Annotated in this window: 14 protein-coding genes; 7 read left to right on the top strand and 7 right to left on the bottom strand. The window is 63.2% G+C overall.

What is annotated here, in order from left to right:
- Window positions 1–136 precede the first annotated feature (136 nt).
- The 3 genes from ESZ00_RS03670 to ESZ00_RS03660 all read left to right on the top strand — a co-directional run bounded on the left by ESZ00_RS03670 (window position 137) and on the right by ESZ00_RS03660 (window position 3,601).
- A complete protein-coding gene (locus ESZ00_RS03670; protein WP_129206819.1) occupies window positions 137–1,108 on the top strand; it encodes a hypothetical protein in 972 nt (323 codons plus the stop codon).
- 126 nt (window positions 1,109–1,234) lie between these two features.
- A complete protein-coding gene (locus tag ESZ00_RS03665; RefSeq protein ID WP_129206818.1) occupies window positions 1,235–1,813 on the top strand; it encodes a glycoside hydrolase family 108 protein in 579 nt (192 codons plus the stop codon).
- Window positions 1,814–1,960: 147 nt separating this feature from the next.
- On the top strand, window positions 1,961–3,601 hold the full coding sequence (locus ESZ00_RS03660; protein WP_129206817.1) for a CTP synthase: 1,641 nt from the start codon (window positions 1,961–1,963) through the stop codon (window positions 3,599–3,601).
- Between the two features lie 67 nt (window positions 3,602–3,668).
- Here the strand turns inward: ESZ00_RS03660 and kdsA are convergent, their stop codons facing one another.
- From kdsA to ESZ00_RS03645, 3 genes are all read right to left on the bottom strand, one after another.
- Window positions 3,669–4,487, bottom strand: a complete 819-nt coding sequence (gene kdsA, locus ESZ00_RS03655) for a 3-deoxy-8-phosphooctulonate synthase (protein ID WP_129207910.1) — start codon at window positions 4,485–4,487, stop codon at window positions 3,669–3,671.
- A gap of 89 nt (window positions 4,488–4,576) precedes the next feature.
- A complete protein-coding gene (locus tag ESZ00_RS03650) occupies window positions 4,577–5,251 on the bottom strand; it encodes a DUF4230 domain-containing protein (protein WP_129206816.1) in 675 nt (224 codons plus the stop codon).
- A gap of 322 nt (window positions 5,252–5,573) precedes the next feature.
- Window positions 5,574–6,611, bottom strand: coding sequence for a GGDEF domain-containing protein (locus ESZ00_RS03645; RefSeq protein WP_229740934.1), 1,038 nt, complete (start codon window positions 6,609–6,611; stop codon window positions 5,574–5,576).
- A gap of 292 nt (window positions 6,612–6,903) precedes the next feature.
- Here ESZ00_RS03645 and ESZ00_RS03640 point away from each other — a divergent pair, with 292 nt between their 5' ends.
- The 4 genes from ESZ00_RS03640 to ESZ00_RS03625 all read left to right on the top strand — a co-directional run bounded on the left by ESZ00_RS03640 (window position 6,904) and on the right by ESZ00_RS03625 (window position 12,305).
- The gene (locus tag ESZ00_RS03640; RefSeq protein ID WP_129206814.1) at window positions 6,904–7,896 is read left to right on the top strand and encodes an intradiol ring-cleavage dioxygenase; all 993 of its coding nucleotides are present in this window, start codon (window positions 6,904–6,906) and stop codon (window positions 7,894–7,896) included.
- Window positions 7,897–8,072: 176 nt separating this feature from the next.
- Window positions 8,073–9,059 (top strand): AraC family transcriptional regulator, encoded by a 987-nt coding sequence (locus tag ESZ00_RS03635; protein WP_129206813.1) that lies wholly within the window; start codon window positions 8,073–8,075, stop codon window positions 9,057–9,059.
- A 123-nt stretch (window positions 9,060–9,182) separates the two neighbouring features.
- A complete protein-coding gene (locus tag ESZ00_RS03630; RefSeq protein ID WP_129206812.1) occupies window positions 9,183–9,506 on the top strand; it encodes a PadR family transcriptional regulator in 324 nt (107 codons plus the stop codon).
- A gap of 33 nt (window positions 9,507–9,539) precedes the next feature.
- The gene (locus ESZ00_RS03625) at window positions 9,540–12,305 is read left to right on the top strand and encodes an ABC transporter permease (RefSeq protein WP_129206811.1); all 2,766 of its coding nucleotides are present in this window, start codon (window positions 9,540–9,542) and stop codon (window positions 12,303–12,305) included.
- Between the two features lie 130 nt (window positions 12,306–12,435).
- Here the strand turns inward: ESZ00_RS03625 and ESZ00_RS03620 are convergent, their stop codons facing one another.
- From ESZ00_RS03620 to ESZ00_RS03605, 4 genes are all read right to left on the bottom strand, one after another.
- Entirely contained in the window at window positions 12,436–13,749 is a 1,314-nt protein-coding gene (locus ESZ00_RS03620) for a GRP family sugar transporter (protein WP_129206810.1), read from the bottom strand.
- Between the two features lie 10 nt (window positions 13,750–13,759).
- Window positions 13,760–13,861, bottom strand: a complete 102-nt coding sequence (locus ESZ00_RS03615) for a translocated intimin receptor Tir (RefSeq protein WP_129206809.1) — start codon at window positions 13,859–13,861, stop codon at window positions 13,760–13,762.
- Between the two features lie 245 nt (window positions 13,862–14,106).
- Entirely contained in the window at window positions 14,107–14,940 is an 834-nt protein-coding gene (locus ESZ00_RS03610; RefSeq protein WP_129206808.1) for a hypothetical protein, read from the bottom strand.
- Window positions 14,937–15,728 carry an SDR family NAD(P)-dependent oxidoreductase gene (locus tag ESZ00_RS03605; RefSeq protein WP_129206807.1) on the bottom strand — a complete coding sequence of 264 codons (792 nt, stop codon included), beginning with the start codon at window positions 15,726–15,728 and terminating at the stop codon, window positions 14,937–14,939. Before ESZ00_RS03605 ends, ESZ00_RS03610 begins: the two co-directional genes overlap by 4 nt.
- Window positions 15,729–15,830 lie beyond the last annotated feature (102 nt).

Raw genomic sequence — 15,830 nt, 5'->3', positions numbered from 1 at the left:
GCCTCCTCGCCTGCCGCGTCTTTAGCGATGAAGGCTTATGTCCCATCCCACGAACCCACTCTTTCCTGCTCGGCCAGGCGACTCTCTCTCGCCCCGGACCGGGCCAGCTGACCCCGGCGCAGTATATCCTCGAAGCATGCGTTTTTCTTCTGTTCTGCTGGCAGGCGGCGCGATGCTGTCGCTCTGCACTGTTTCGTTTGCCCAAACGGCCACTGACCCCGCTGCTTCCACTGTTCAGAACACGCAGACCACTACGGCGGCTCCTGCCACGTTCGGAACTCAGTCTGGAACCCCGGCCAACACGAATACCGGCTCCATGCCGGGCCTGCATCTCCAGGATCTGCCCTCCGATCCGCACACCCTCACGCCCGAAGAGAAGGCTGCCCAGGAAGCCGAGCTCCAGCGTATCCGCATCCAGCAGATCGCCGTGGCCATGAACAAGTGGGGGCCTGAGGATTCGACCACGGGCAACGCGCTGACCCTCAAGGAAGTCAACCGCGCCAAGGTGGGTGACGCGACCCAGATCACCTACCAGCTTCAGGCCACCGGATTTACCCCGGACATGAAGCTCAACCTCCTGCGCTGGCCGCTCAATTCCGCGATCGGTACGGTGATGGATGGTGTGGTCATCAATGCTGCCGGCATTGCTGTCTGCGATGAGGCTGTCACCAGCTCTTGCACCAAGGTCGTAAAGCCGCAGGCTCCCGTTGAGGTCACGGTCTCCGTCGCCAAGGGCGAGGCGGTCCGGCTGGCGCTGACCACGGGCGACAAGAAGCACATCGCCGCTGCTTCGCTGGTGCCTTTTCCTATTCGCTCCGAAGATCGCGGCTGCAGCCTCGAGATTATCCGTGGGGCGAAGGATGACGAGCTGGTGCTCGTAAGAGGAGACGGCTTCAAGGATGTCGCCAACTTCAACGGCGGCTCCGAGTCCTTCGGCGAGAAGCATCCCATCACAGGCAAGCCGACGGCGGATGGACACATCGCCGTCGCTATTACTCCCTGGGTGCAGGGACATGACGCCGGCGACACGGTGATCTACGCCCAGACGTCCACCTGCTCGCCGACTGTCTCCTTCCACTGGGGCAAGGACACCTACAAGGTGGAGTAACTTTCGTTTTGCCGGACAGACGGGCGCGTGCGGAATTCCCGTGCGCGTCCGTTTTGCGTTTGCCATAATCGCCTCCTCCGCGCACCCGTTCTTCCGGCGGCAGATGCGCGTGCAGGAGCGACTGCGATGGCGAGCTTCGAGCAATTTCTTCCCATGCTGCTGAAGTTCGAAGGCGGCTACGTGATGAATCCCGATGACCCGGGCGGGGAAACGAACAAAGGCATTACCCTGCGCACCTTTACCTCCTGCGCGCGAAGCCTGCTCGGCCTGGAGCCTACATCGGCCAACCTCCGTGCCCTGACGGATGCCCAGGTGGGGATCATCTACCGCGCGCAGTATTGGAATGCCATCCTTGGCGACGAAATCGCCAGCCAGGAGCTGGCCAATATTGTTTGCGATTTCTATGTGAATGCGGGTGAGCACGCGACTCTGCTGCTGCAGACGGTCATCAACGAAGTTGGCAGGGCCGGCGGCATCGCCGTCGAAACGGATGGCTCGATCGGGCCGGCCACCCTCAAGGCGCTGCAGGCGCTCGATCCGGCAGCCGTCTACCGCGCCTACAGGAGTGCGCGCATCGCCTACTATCAGCAACTCGGACAGAAATACCCGATGTTTCTCGCCGGATGGCTGAAGCGCGTCGAGTCCTTTCCGGATATCTTGCCGGCATTGGAGGCTGCGGCAGCCGATATCCTGAGTCTCGCCTGATCTTAAAACTGCGGCGTTGCACCCGGCAGAAGATGCTCCAGGGGGATTCGGAGAAACCCTGCTTCCATTCCCCCGCCTCCCCGGCTATACTTGATTGTGCCCGCCAGGTACGCCAATCAAAAGACATTCAGGGAAGGTGAAGCAGAAATGTCTTCCAAGTACATTTTTGTCACAGGCGGCGTTGTGTCCAGCCTCGGAAAAGGTCTGGCTGCGGCCTCCATCGGATGCCTGCTCGAAAGCCGTGGTCTCAAGGTCAACCTCATGAAGTTTGACCCCTACCTCAACGTCGACCCGGGAACCATGTCGCCCTTTCAGCACGGTGAGGTGTTCGTCACCGACGACGGCGCGGAGACCGATCTCGACCTCGGCCACTACGAGCGCTTTACGCACGCCCACCTCACGCGCGACAACAACCTCACCACCGGCCGCATCTACGAGCAGATCATCACCAAGGAGCGCCGCGGTGACTATCTCGGCAAGACCGTGCAGGTCATCCCGCACGTCACCAACGAGATCAAGAACGCCATGCGCAAGGTGGCCCCGCATAACGACGTCACCATCGTCGAAATCGGCGGCACCGTCGGTGACATCGAATCGCTGCCCTTCCTCGAAGCCATCCGCCAGATGCGCCAGGAGCTGGGCCGGGAAAACACGGTCTTCGTCCACGTGACGCTGGTGCCGTGGATCGCCGCGGCTCAGGAGCTCAAGACCAAGCCCACGCAGCACTCGGTCAAGGAGATGCTCTCGATCGGCATCCAGCCCGACATTTTGCTCTGCCGCACCGACCGCTTCCTCTCCCGCGAGATGAAGGGCAAGATCGCCCTCTTCTGCAACATCGAGGAGCGCGCCGTGATCACGGCCAAGGACGTCGCCTCGATCTATGAGGTGCCGCTCAGCTTTGCCGAGGAGGGTGTGGACGAGCTCGCGCTCAAGTACCTGCACATTGAGGCGAAACCGCGCGATCTCTCCCGCTGGGAAGAAATTGTTCGCCGCGCCTACAACCCGAAGGACGAAGTCTCGATCGCCATTGTCGGCAAGTATGTCGAGTACGAGGACAGCTACAAGTCGCTCAAGGAAGCGCTCGTGCACGGCGCGCTGGCCCATAACCTCAAGCTGCGCGTGACCTGGATCGAAGCCGAGGGCCTCGAAGTCGAGAACTACCAGGAACAGCTTGCCGGATTCGACGGCATTCTCGTGCCCGGCGGCTTCGGCAAACGCGGCATCGAGGGCATGCTCAACGCCATCCGCTACGCGCGCGAGAACCAGGTGCCGTATTTCGGTATCTGCCTCGGCATGCAGACCGCCTGCATCGAGTTCGCACGCAACGTCTGCAAGCTGGCCGATGCGAATTCGAGCGAATTCGATCCCGCGACCGCGCACCGCGTCATCTACAAACTGCGCGAGCTGACGGGCGTGGAAGAGATGGGCGGAACCATGCGTCTTGGCGCGTGGACCTGCGTGTTGACCCCCGGCACCCTGGCGCATGAAGCCTATGGCGCGACCGAGATCAGCGAGCGTCACCGTCATCGTTACGAGTTCAATCGCGAGTACGAGTCTCTGCTGACCGGCGCGGGCCTGCGCATCTCCGGCACCACGCCGGACGCTACCTACGTCGAGATCGTCGAGATCCCCGGCCATCCGTTCTTCCTCGGCTGCCAGTTCCATCCGGAATTCAAGTCGAAGCCGCTCGAGCCGCATCCGCTCTTCAGCGCGTTCGTGAAGGCGAGCTATGGGAACCGCACGAAACAGCTCTCAGCCGCGCAGGAGACTGTTGCTGCCAAGGCATAAGCACTTTTGGGGAATGAAACTGAAAAGCCCGGCCAATCTGGCCGGGCTTTTCAGTTTCTATGAGGTTTTAGCGCGGATGGACCGCCGCCTGAACCGCCAGCAATGTCTCCAGAACACCCTTCAAGTTCTTCAGATCCAGCGCGTTGGCGCCATCCGACTTGGCCTCGGCCGGGTTGTCGTGGACTTCGAGGAAGACGCCGTCCACGCCTGCGGCCACGGCTGCGCGCGCCAGCAGGGGAATGAACTCCGGCTGACCGCCGGAGACGCCGCCAGCAGCCGATGGGGTCTGCACGGAGTGCGTGCCGTCGAAGATCACCGGCGCGAGCTGGCGCATGATGGCCAGCGAGCGCATATCGACAACCAGGTTGTGATAGCCGAAGGTGGTGCCGCGCTCGGTCAGCGAGACACGGGCGTTGCCGCTCTCAGTCACCTTTTCGACGGCGTGCTTCATGTCTCCCGGCGCGACGAACTGGCCCTTCTTCACGTTCACCGCCCGGCCGGTCTCGGCGGCGGCAATGAGCAGGTCGGTCTGGCGGCAGAGGAAGGCCGGAATCTGCAGCACATCCACGCCCTCGGCGGCGATGGCGCAGTGACCCGGCTCGTGTACATCGGTGAGCGTGGGCAGGCCGGTGGCCTCCTTCAGGCGCTTGAGGATGGCCGTGCCCTCGACAATGCCGGGGCCACGGAAGCTCTTCACCGAAGTGCGGTTCGCCTTGTCGTAGGAGGACTTGAAGATGTAGGGGATGCCGAGATCGGAAGTGATGCGCTGGATGGCGTCGGCCATCTTGCGCACATGCGCTTCGGACTCGATAACGCAGGGTCCGGCGATGAGGAAAAGCTGGCCCCGGCCAACGGGCACGGGTCCGATATCGAATGCATGGCTCACAAGCAAGATTTTAGTTCACCAGCGGGGATGCTCCACCTCGTGGATTTGGAGGCTGGTGGACTTAGTTTACTAAACTTAGTTTACTGGACTTAGTCCACTTGTGCCTGGTCGAAGCCGAGGCTCAGGAGCAGCCGGGTCACGGTCGATGCCGCATTGGCGTGTGCCGTGGCCAGGATGCCGGCGGCCATCGCCGAGTCATGCAGCTCCTGCTGCGCCTTCTCGCGCACTTCGCTTTCGAGGTTCGGATCGGCCTGGATGAAGAAGCCCGTCGCCCGCGAGAAGACCTTGGTCTTCGAGTCGTCGAGTGCGGTGACAAAGATCTGCGCCGGCGGCAGGTGCACGTGCACGCTTTTGCCGGTTACCGTCACGTCGGAGGGCTTCAGCTGGCCGAGATCGACCCCGGCGATGGCCTGTCCGTGGACATTGAGCAGCAGCTTGTCGCCGACCAGGAAATCCGGCAGGATCGCGCTTGTCCGGTCGCCTTCCACGGTCTTGTCCATGGTGTAGGTTACCGATTCCAGCCGGGACAGCTTCTGAATCCGGTCCACCACCGTGGGTTGCGAGGTGTCGATGCTCAGCGCTCGCCCTGTCACCTTGGTCGCCACCTGGTTCCAGATGCCGTAGGTCGCTTCGCGTACGAAGACTGCCAGTGCTCCCATGCCAATCAGCAGCCCCAGGAAGACCGCCAGCAGCACTGTGCCCGCTCCTGAGGAGGCGCGATGGGCGGTTTGCTGTCCTGTCGAAGAACGGGTTTCGATCGCCATACTGGTTTAGATGCGCTTCCGGGAACTGTCCGTCCAGGCCTTTTGTGCCTCCGCTCCGCATGACCAGAAGCAGAAAGCGGTCCTGCGGAGTGGAGAAACCTGCGGTTCTGCTGCGCGCAGGGCGAATGTGCCTTCGGCCTCCGCTTCCGTTGGTCGCGAGTTGGAGTGTTGCGGGCTAAACAAAACCGCAGGCCCCTCCACTGCGCTTCTCCACCCCAGTGCGCCAACATCGGGCGCGCCGGGGACCCCGGTTCGCTCCGGTCGGGATGACAACGATAAGGGCAAGTTCTTTAGTTTCAGACCAGCTCTATGGGGATACGAACTAGACCGGCAGCATACCCATTCCTGCGATCGCGACGCTGTCCCGGGTCATTCCTTTGACGAGATACATCATTTGATCGGCTGCCCGGATGATCTCCTGTGCCGTCGCGCCATCTTCGGGATAGGTGGCAACTCCCATGCTCGCCCGTATCTGCAGTTCGGGACCGTCGCTCATGGGGAAGGCTTTTTCCCGCAGGAAGCGATTGAGGCGGATGGCTGTCTCCCGTGCTGCGAGCTTGTCGGAGCCGGGCAGCAGGACGGTGAATTCGTCGCCGCCATAGCGGAAGACCGAATCCACGCCGCGGACCTGGCTGCGCAGCGCCTGGCCGACCTCGGCCAGCAGCTCGCTGCCGATCAGATGTCCGTAGTGGTCGTTCACATCCTTGAAGTGATCGAGGTCGATGAAGATCAGGCTGAACATGGAGCCGAAGCGCTGGGTGCGCTCCATCTCGGCCTCCATCTGCCGGTAGAGATAGCGCAGATTGTAAAGCCCGGTGCAGTCGTCGGTGATGGTGAGTTCCTGGATGCGCTCGACCGCGCGCGCATTTTCGATGGCAATCGCGGCGTAGTCGCAGAGCAGATGCAGAAAGGAGATGGTGTAGTCGCTGAGTGTCTCCACCCGGCAATTGATCAGCTGGATCACACCCAGCGTCTCCCGGCGCACGCGCAGCGGCATGCAGATCGCCGACCGCACCCGGGAATTGTCGTCTGTGCGCCCGGCCAGATGCATAAAGCGGCCGTCCAGCTCGACCTCGGGCACGATCAGGCTTTCACCATGTTCGGCAACCCAGCCGGCAAAGCCTTGTCCGATGGGGATGCGCATCTCGCGCAGCGTGGCCTCGGTCGCGTCGGTGGGCATGGTGCCACCGGCCACTGCGTAGAAGAGCTCGCGACGCTGTTCATCCACCAGTAACAGGGACCAGGTCTCCGCTTCGAAGAACGGCTCCATCTGCTGCATGATGGTGCGCAGGATTGTGTCCCGGTCCAGCGAAGAGGTAAGCGCTCTCGCCACACTATGGAAGATTTGCAGGTCTCTCAAGCTTGAATCTGGGGGAGCCGGATCGTTCTTGGCCATAACTGCGCTCTCGTTATCTGCTGATTCTCACACACATCTGCGGAAGCGCCATGATCGCGTGTTCCCCGGCTGGTCGGTGCTCCGGTGCGGTGATCGGGCCGGAAACGCTCCCTCTTGGGTATGTCTTTATTGGGCGCGTTCCTGTTCGCTGTGTCAATTCTTCATTTTTGGTTTTTCATTCCTGTCTCGTTGGTATGCGGGGCGCAGTTTGTATTCTTTTCTGCATATCGCGCGGATTTTTCTCGTCTATCCCAGCATGCCCACATCCTCCAATCACCTACTGCACCGCTGGACCCGGCGCCGCGTACTGACTGCGGGTGCGGCGGCCGCCGGTCTTGCTTCGCTCCGTCTGGGCGCGCCCGGTTCCGCGCTTGCGTTTGCCGCTGCTCCCTGCACGCTTACCCCGGAGCTTGAAGAAGGCCCCTTTTACGCCGACTATGAGCTGCTCCGCAACGATATCCGTGAAGGCAAGCCTGGTCTTCCGCTGCATCTTTCCATCGTGCTGCAACACGCCCGTACCTGTGCTCCGATTTCCGGAGCGGCCATCGATATCTGGCATTGCGATGCCCTCGGTATCTACTCCGGTTATACGAAGGTCAAGATGGAGCAGATGGGCGCCGGTGGCCCTCCAGGCGGCCCTGATGGTCAGGGTGGTCCACCTCCGGGTGGTCCGCCGGATGGCATGCAGGGCCCGCCTCCCGATTTCAACGGTGGAGGCGACCATCATGGACCTCCCGGCATGGGCCGCACCGACAACGAGACCTTTCTGCGCGGTGTCCAGCTCAGCGGCACGGATGGCTCTGTCGGATTCCTGACCATCTATCCCGGCTGGTACGTGATGCGCGACACGCACATCCACGTGAAGGTGCATATCGGCGGCAGCGAGGCAGGGAAGAAGTATGCGGGTGGGCACGTCTGCCATACAGGGCAGATCGCTTTCCCGGATGAGCTCAGTGACCGCGTCGGACAGCTTGAACCCTACGCGCAGCATAAGGTCACGCGTACCCGTATGACCCAGGATATGGTCTTCCACGGCGATGCCGATACCTTCACGCTGGCGTTGACGCAGCTCGATGCGAAGAACCTGGCTGCCGGTTTCCGTGGCGTCATCACCCTGGCTGTCGATCCCGATGCGACGCCTGCGCCTACAGGCCCGGGCGGACCCGGAGGGCCAGGCGGTCCGCGACCGGGTGGTCAGGGGCAATCCGGCGATGCGGGCGGCATGTCGGAACCTGCTTCGGGGTTGTAGCGATTTGTTTTTTTAAAGAGAAAGAGCGGTGCAGAACAAGACTGGGATACGCTCCAGGCCTTGTTCTGCACCGCTCTTTTCTCCACCTGCGATTCGCCCTGGAAGCGGTCGCACTTCTTTTGCATTCGATTGCGGCCCGCTCTCATCTAAAAACCGATACGGAGAACAGAAACGCTATGGACCCGCTCTCTGACGTGCTTTCGCTCCTCCGCCCCCGCAGTTATACCTTTGGCGGAATGGACATTGGCAAGCCGTGGTCGGTGAGTTTCGGCCGGCATCAGGGCATCAAGTGCTATGCCCTCTACTCCGGAGAGTGCTGGCTGACCGTGGACGGGATCTCCGAGCCTACCCATCTGGTTGCGGGCGATTGTTTTCTGCTGACGCATGGTCGCCCTTTCGTCCTCACCAGCGATCTCACGCTTCCTCCCGTCGATGTGGTCCAGTACTTCAGCCGTCCGGCGAACGGAACGGTACGCACGTTCCACGGCGGCGGCGATTGTTTTTCTGTCGGCGGTCATTTTCTTCTCGATGGCCCGGCCGCGGGTTTTCTCCTTGAAGTGCTGCCACCGGTTGTCCATCTTCGCAGCGAGCAGGATCGCGCCAGCCTGCGCTGGTCGCTGGATCGCATGCGTCAGGAGCTTCGCAACCCTCAGCCCGGTGGCCTGCTCCTTACCCAGCACCTGGCTTCCATGATGCTGATTCAGGCTCTGCGCCTGCATCTGAACGAGGGCACCGGCACCGGCTGGCTTGCCGGCCTCGCCGACGCGCAGATCGGGCAGGCTCTTCGTGTCCTGCACGGCCGTCCCGCACATCGCTGGACCTTGCACGAACTCGCAGCGGAGGCCCGCATGTCGCGCTCTTCCTTTGCCCAGCGCTTTCGCGAACTGGTAGGCGCGTCGCCCATCGACTACCTTGCCCGTTGGCGGATGCTTCTTGCTGCTGACCGTCTCCGGACGACGACCGATTCCATCGCCGCCATTGCCTTTGGGCTGGGGTACGAATCGGAAAGCGCCTTCAGCACCGCTTTTCGCCGCATTATGGGCAGCTCCCCGCGCCGTTATGCCCGCGACGGGCTGATCTCGGATGAGGCTCAGATCCACGAAGCGGCACGGAAAAGCATCGAAGACCTGCCTTCGCACGAGCCCATTCCGCTGGCCGGCTGAACGGGTAAGCGCATCGCTACGCCATCACTCGCTTTTCCCCCTTTCCGCATGCCTGTTTTCTTTTCCTCTTGACCATCGAGATGAGTCATCGTAACCTCTCGATTATCAAGAGGAGAGTGCAGGGTGGGCGAAAGAGATGTGGTGCAGGGCACGCTGGAGATGCTGATTCTGAAGACGCTGGCTCTGGAGCCGATGCATGGTTACGGAGTTGCCGCGCGTATCGAGCAGGTGAGCCAGGGCGTTTTTCGCGTCAACCCCGGATCTTTGCTGCCTGCACTTGCCCGCATGGAGCGCGCCGGCAGTGTGAAGAGCGAATGGCGCGCCAGCGAGAATAACCGCCGCGCGAAGTACTACCTGCTTACCGCACGGGGCCGCAAGGCGCTGGCTGCCGAGTCCGAGAGCTGGAACCGGCAGGTTTCGGCGATCGCCCGCATCATGGAAGCCTAGCCGGGAAGCCTGACTCGTTCGGGAGAGTTTGTCATGTCCATGGTTACGAATATGATCCGCGCACTTCGCGCGCTCTTCCGCAGCGGCGAAGTCGAGCGTGAGCTCGACGAAGAGCTTCAGGATTTCCTCGCTGCTTCCATTGCCGAGAAGATGCGCCGCGGCATGACTCCCGAAGAGGCGGCCCGCGCCGCGCGCGTTGAAATGGGTAGCAGCAACGTAGTGAAGCACCGCATCCGCTCGATTGGCTGGGAGGCCACGATGGAAAATCTCTGGCACGATCTTCGCTACAGCCTGCGCACGCTGGCCAAGAGCCCGGCCTTCACGCTGGTCGCAGTTCTTTCGCTGGCGCTCGGCATCGGCGCGAACACGGCGATCTTCACCCTGGTGCGGCAGGTGATCCTGCAACAGCTTCCGGTGGGCGACCCGGAGCAGCTTGTGAGCTTCGGCAACCTGCATGCCAGCGGCATGCTCGGCGGCGTAGACCTGAGCTTCCTCGACATGTACACGTATGACTTCGCGCGGCAGCTGGAGGCCGCGCCCGGGCCATTTGCCGGTGTGGGTTCCTACGCCAGCATGTCGCCCCGCGTGAACCTGCGCGTGCCGGGAGCGGCGCTCGCGATCCAGCGCGAGGCCACGCTGGTCTCCGGCAACTTCTTCCAGGTGCTCGAGGCCCGGCCGATGCTCGGCCGCACCATCCAGCCCTATGACGCCGACGCGCCCGGCCGCAGTCCGGTCGCTGTTGTGGGATATCGTTTCTGGCAGCAGTCGCTCGGCTCGGACCCGAATATCGTCGGCAAGACGATGGACCTCAATGCCGCCCGCTTCACCATCGTCGGCGTGATGCCGCAGGGTTTCCACGGCCTCAAGCAGGAGGCCGACCCATCCGATCTCTGGGTGCCGGAGACCATGGCCGACGCGGTGTTTCTCTCGTCGAACCTGCTCGAACCGCGCTCCAACTACTTCCTGCAGATGTTCGCCCGCAGCCGGCCCGGGGTTTCGATGGCCGCCGAGAGCGACTGGCTCGACCGCCAGATCCGCGCCTACGTGCGCGCCGGCGAGAGCAAGACGCCGACAGCGGACCGTGAGAAGGAGATCGGGCGCCTGCATCAGCCGCTGGTGCCAGCCGCCGAGGGCGTCTCCGAAATTCGTAACCGTTACAGTGACGCATTGGGAATCCTCATGGCGATCGTGGCGCTGGTGCTGCTGATTGCCTGCGCGAACCTGGCGAACCTGCTGCTGGCCCGCACCGTGATCCGCGAGCGCGAGATCGCCACACGCCTGGCGCTCGGCTCGAGCCGCTTGCGCATCGTGCGCCAGAGCCTGATGGAGGCGCTCGTGCTCTCGCTCACCGGCGGCGCGATGGGTCTGGCCGTCGCATTCCTCGTCACCCGCGGGCTGATCGCCTTTGTCTCCCGGGGTACCAACGGCATCCCGCTCTCGGCCGTGCCGGACGCGGGCACTCTTCTCTTCACCCTGGGTGTTTCGCTCTTTGCCGGGCTGCTCTTCGGGCTTGCGCCGGCGCTGAGGATCGCGCGCAGTTCGGCTGGTCCCGTGCTCAACGCGGGCACGCGCACTGCGGGCAGCGCCGGCGGTCGCGACGGCCGCTGGTGGCCGCGCGCGCTGGTTACCGGGCAGATCACGCTCTGTTTGCTGCTGCTGGTTGGTGCGGGGCTCTTCCTGCGCACGCTCGCCCGGCTCGAGGGGCAGAACTTCGGCTTCGACAACACGCACCTGGTTTTCGCCAACGTGGACGCTACGCTTGCCGGCTACAAGCCCGAGCAGGCCCCGGCGCTCAACCGGCGCATCCTCGAGCGGCTCGCCGCGATCCCCGGCGTGCGCGCGGCCGCGCTCTCCGATACACCGCCGATGAGCTACGGCTCCTGGAACTCGAGCATCCATCCGCAGGGCTATACGCCGGCTCCGCACGAGGACATGTCGCCCATTCTCAAGCGCGTCTCCGGAGACTACTTCGCCGCGACCTCGACGCCGATCGTCGCCGGCCGCGCCATCACGCCGGAGGACACGGCCTCGAGCCAGAAGGTGGTCGTCATCAGCCAGGCCGTGGCCCGCCACTACTTTCCCAAGGGCGATGCGCTGGGCCACACTCTCACGATCGATATCGACACGGCAGGCCCGTGGATGATCGTCGGCATCGCCGCCGACACGCTCGGGCTCGGCCCGCGCCGCGACCGCGCGGACACTCTCTATCTGCCGCTTGCGCAGCTCGTCGGCCCGCACGGCGAGGGCACGCAGGAGAGCTTCGCCTCGTCGGTGACGCTGCGCACCACGGGCTCACCGGACCAGGCCGTGCAGGGGTTGCGCGCAGCTATCGCCTCCATCGACCCGAACCTGCCGGTGCTCGACGTGCGCACGGTGCAGGAGCAGATGAGCCTGTTCCTCAGTCAGGAGACGCTAGTCTCACGGCTGGCCGCGCTCTTTGCCGGCCTCGCAGTGCTGCTGGCGGCCATCGGCCTTTATGGCGTGATGAGTTTCAACATGGTGCGTCGCGTGCATGAGATTGGCATCCGCATGGCGCTCGGCGCCGGCACCGGCGCGGTGCAGTGGATGGTGCTGCGCGAATCGCTGGTGCTTTTCCTGGCGGGTATCGCCATCGGTCTGCCGGCTGCGCTGGGGCTGGCGAACCTGCTGCGCCATCAGCTCTTCCAGATGAGCCCCTTCGATCCGGTGACCTTCGCCGTGGCTATCGGCGGCATCGCCCTGGTCACGCTGCTCTCTGCGTGGCTGCCCGCACGCCGGGCGGCCCGTGTCGATCCTATGACTGCTTTGCGTTGCGACTAGTTCAGAACAGGGTATAGGGGGGTAGGGTGTAGTAAAAGCGGGCCGGTGGGGCACGAACCCGGGTTCTCTCCTCCCGCCCAAGCAGAGCTTGGACGGGGCACCCTCATCCTCAATACTTCTATCTGAGCCTTCAGCTGAATTTTGTCCGCTTCCAGAGCAGGCTGCCGCCCCAGATCAGCATGGCCAGCACCGCTATGGTGAGCATCGAGACCCATGCGAGGTTGAGCGTCAGCGGAGGCCGCTTTGTGCCGATCGCCAGCCAGGCGAAGAGCACCAGTCCCAGTGCGACGATCAGGTAATCCCACCATGCCCGCGCGTTTCCGTGCTCTTCAAGACCGGCCTGCAGCAGGACGGCTTCGTCGTAGTCGAGGCCATAGCGCTCGCATTCGCGGGCGATGGCGAGATTACGCGAGTGGTGTTCCTTGGCTGCGGCCGACGCGCTGCCGATGGCGATCGCTCCTACGATCATCAGGAGGGAGCTGGCTACGATCACGATGCGGTTTGTGCCGCTGACTCCGTGCAACTCGCCGAAGACCATCGCTCCCCAGGCGAGACCCCAGAGCTGATTCGTGTTGGCCAGCGGAATGCCGCGTCCGATGCCTACGTATTTCGCAGCGTACTGCTGGAACATGTCCCCGATAACCCAGCAGAAGCCGCCGAGAAAGAGCCAGAAGATGGCCGGACGCAGCAGGTGCAGCTGCGTGCTGAGCGAGGCGCCCTGTCCGGGCATGAGCCAGGCCAGCAGGGACATGGTGCCCAGCTCTCCGACGGTGAAGACGGTCACGAAGGAGAGCGGATTCATGCCGCTGAGATAGGCCTTGCGATAGGGCAGGTACATCGTGCCCCACATGAGGCTTGCGCCCAGCGCTGCCATCACGCCTGCTCCGCCGCGGGCGGCGTGCTCGCCCGCGGCCGGATGGACGGAGGCCAGGCCCAGCGCGATGGTGGCTGCGACCACGGCCACGCCGCCGCCGACCACCTTGATCCAGTTCTTCATGCCGCCGCCGCGCAGCTCACGAAAGAGCAGGCAGCCCCACAGCAGGCCGACGAGCGAATTGGTGTTCCAGAGAGGAAAGGCGATGGAGAGGCCGACGTCTTTGATCGCGTACACGGTGAGCGTGTTGGCTACGGCCCACAACGCTCCAGCAAGGATGCCCCACACGATCAGGTGTGAGCGCTTGCGCAGGTCGGAGAAGACGTAGCGCGTGCCTTTCATCAGCGTGGGCAGCGTCCAGCGCGCGACGAAGACACCGGCCACCATGCAGAGCGAGATCACCATGGGCGAATAACCCGCGGTTACCAGCTTGGTCGGCGCCTCGGCCGTGCCCAGCCACGCACCCGCGGCTACACCGCAGGCAACTCCCAGTCCGTGCATGGAGCGCAGTGGTCCCTGGTTTTGTGGTCCCAGGTTCTGCGGTCCCAGGCTCTCTTGCTTGTCATTCATGAATGGTCACTCAACTCAGGTGCGCCAGCAGCGCGATGCCCAGCAGCAGTACTGCCAGAGGAATCCAGAAATGGCTATCCGAGAGGATGGCCCGTGTCATGCCGCGCTTCATCTGTGCACCTGTTTCTATCTCCGGAAGGCAAAAGGCGAGTCTACGCGAATCACAGGACGAGGCACAAAGGCAGGGTATGGGAGACCGGGTGTGGGGTGTAGAAGAAACCGGGTTCCTACCCTCCCGCCCAAGCAGAGCTTGGACGGGGCACCCTCATTTTTCCTTGTTCCCGAGAGAACAGGTCCTTCGATCGCGACCAGCGGGAGCGGAGGCCGAAGGCGGATCGCTCTGCGCGTAGCAGCCTCTTACTTCTTCACCGCGGCTGCTGCGGCGTCCGCGTTCAGCATGTCCGGCGGCAGCAGGACGTTGTAGCCGCCCTTGAAGACATAGCGCTGGCTGGTCTGGTCGCCGTTGTGGAAGCGCGTGACGCTGTAGGGAGTCGGAATGCCGTCCACTGGATGGTAATCGTCGTACTCTTCGCGTTCCTCGTTCTTGTCCTTGTAAAGCGGGTCGCGCCACTGGAAGGTTCGGCTGCGCGGCAGGTGCGTGTCGGCGTCGACCTGGATGGTGATCGATTCATTCTCCGCCGAGATCAGCGTGACCTGGTCGGTTAGGTGACGCTCGCTGAGCGTCTGTCCCTCGTCGATGAGGATCGTCTTCGGGTTCTGCAGCCATTGGCGCACGGCCACGTCGATGGAATGCGCGCGGCGGCGCTGGTAGTCCTCGCAGACATCCTTGGGCAGCGCCTTCTTGCCTTTGTAGGTCGCCTCCCAGCAGTTGCCGGCGGTAAAGATCTCGATGTCGTCGTGCTTCTTGCCGAGTTCGACGCGCTCGTCGCCGTTGGTCATCCGCCATTGGCGATAGTTCATGATCATGCCTGTCGGCTTGCCCTGGTAGTAGCCCGAGACCCGGCCTTCGATATAGACGTTGCTCAACGCGAGCCACTGGTCGCCGCCGAGGGCTTTGACCATGGCATCGAGCACCGCGCGGGCTTTCTTCGCATTGGCGTCGCCGGTGGGGTCGCTCGCCTGCCCGGCGGTCGATTGCGCGGGTGGTTCATCCTGCGCGCAGGCCCGCGTGGCCACTCCGCTCAAGATCATGCCTGCCGCAATCAGGAAAAACCACGCCCGCGTCTTCATCCGACCAGCACCGCGCCTCCGTTTACATTGACGATCTCGCCGCTCATAAAGCCTGCATAGGGCGTGCATAAAAACACTGCCGGACCTGCAATTTCGAGGGGTTTCGCCACACGCCCCAGCGGAATGGTGGCGAAGATGCGCTCGCGCACCGGAGGATCATTCAACGCGGGCGCGGACATATCGGTCTCGACCCAGCCAGGAGCGACGCAGTTGACATAGATGCCCTTGCCTGCGAGCTCGGAGGACAAACTTTTTGTCAGGCTGATGAGCGCGCCCTTGCTGGCGGCGTAGTCGGCGTGGTTCGCCTCGCCGCGCTGTGCGGCGGTGGAGGCGATATAGACGATGGAGCCGGCGCGGTCACCTTCCCCGCGATCCTGCCTGAGCATTGCGGCGACGGCGGCCTGCGTAAGGCCGAAGACGCTGTCGAGGTTGATGGAGAGTGTCGAGCGCCACTGCGTCTCGGCCATCTCGGCGATAGGGGCGTCGACCGGCGGCCATACGCCGTGGTTCACCACCATGGCGTCGATGCGTCCAAAGGCCTCGACCGTTTTGGCGACGAGCGCGCGGCCCTGCTCGGGCGTGCTCAGTTCCTGCTCGACGGCGACGCAGTATTCAGGACCGCCGACTTCGGCAACCAGTGCATCGGCTGCGGCCTTGGCCGACTTGTAGTTGAAGACGACCTTCGCCCCGGTCTCGCGAAAGAGCCGGACCGTGGCTGCGCCGATGCCGCGCGATCCGCCGGTGACCAGCGCGACCTTGTTCTCCAGATTCAGACGAACCCCATTCATGGCTTGAAGCTATCGGAGGGGTGTGTCGTAGCGCAAGCAGGCTGCGAAAAGGGTGTAGGGGATGGGGTTTAGGGTGTAGAAGGGCTTTGCGGCTGCGTGCGG

This window comes from Silvibacterium dinghuense (assembly GCF_004123295.1).
In the GTDB taxonomy this organism is placed as follows: Bacteria; Acidobacteriota; Terriglobia; order Terriglobales; family Acidobacteriaceae; genus Silvibacterium; species Silvibacterium dinghuense.
The sequence above is the reverse complement of the archived record's forward strand: the minus strand, read 5'-3'. Positions and strand labels throughout refer to the sequence as shown.

Excerpts from the sequence above, each read along its gene's own strand:
- ESZ00_RS03605 (WP_129206807.1), bottom strand. The coding sequence starts at position 15,728 with ATGAATGGGGTTCGTCTGAATCTGGAGAACAAGGTCGCGCTGGTCACC.
- ESZ00_RS03665 (WP_129206818.1), top strand. The coding sequence starts at position 1,235 with ATGGCGAGCTTCGAGCAATTTCTTCCCATGCTGCTGAAGTTCGAAGGC.
- ESZ00_RS03640 (WP_129206814.1), top strand. The coding sequence starts at position 6,904 with ATGCCCACATCCTCCAATCACCTACTGCACCGCTGGACCCGGCGCCGC.
- ESZ00_RS03650 (WP_129206816.1), bottom strand. The coding sequence starts at position 5,251 with ATGGCGATCGAAACCCGTTCTTCGACAGGACAGCAAACCGCCCATCGC.
- ESZ00_RS03635 (WP_129206813.1), top strand. The coding sequence starts at position 8,073 with ATGGACCCGCTCTCTGACGTGCTTTCGCTCCTCCGCCCCCGCAGTTAT.
- ESZ00_RS03625 (WP_129206811.1), top strand. The coding sequence starts at position 9,540 with ATGTCCATGGTTACGAATATGATCCGCGCACTTCGCGCGCTCTTCCGC.
- ESZ00_RS03660 (WP_129206817.1), top strand. The coding sequence starts at position 1,961 with ATGTCTTCCAAGTACATTTTTGTCACAGGCGGCGTTGTGTCCAGCCTC.
- ESZ00_RS03620 (WP_129206810.1), bottom strand. The coding sequence starts at position 13,749 with ATGAATGACAAGCAAGAGAGCCTGGGACCGCAGAACCTGGGACCACAA.
- ESZ00_RS03670 (WP_129206819.1), top strand. The coding sequence starts at position 137 with ATGCGTTTTTCTTCTGTTCTGCTGGCAGGCGGCGCGATGCTGTCGCTC.
- ESZ00_RS03615 (WP_129206809.1), bottom strand. The coding sequence starts at position 13,861 with ATGAAGCGCGGCATGACACGGGCCATCCTCTCGGATAGCCATTTCTGG.
- ESZ00_RS03610 (WP_129206808.1), bottom strand. The coding sequence starts at position 14,940 with ATGAAGACGCGGGCGTGGTTTTTCCTGATTGCGGCAGGCATGATCTTG.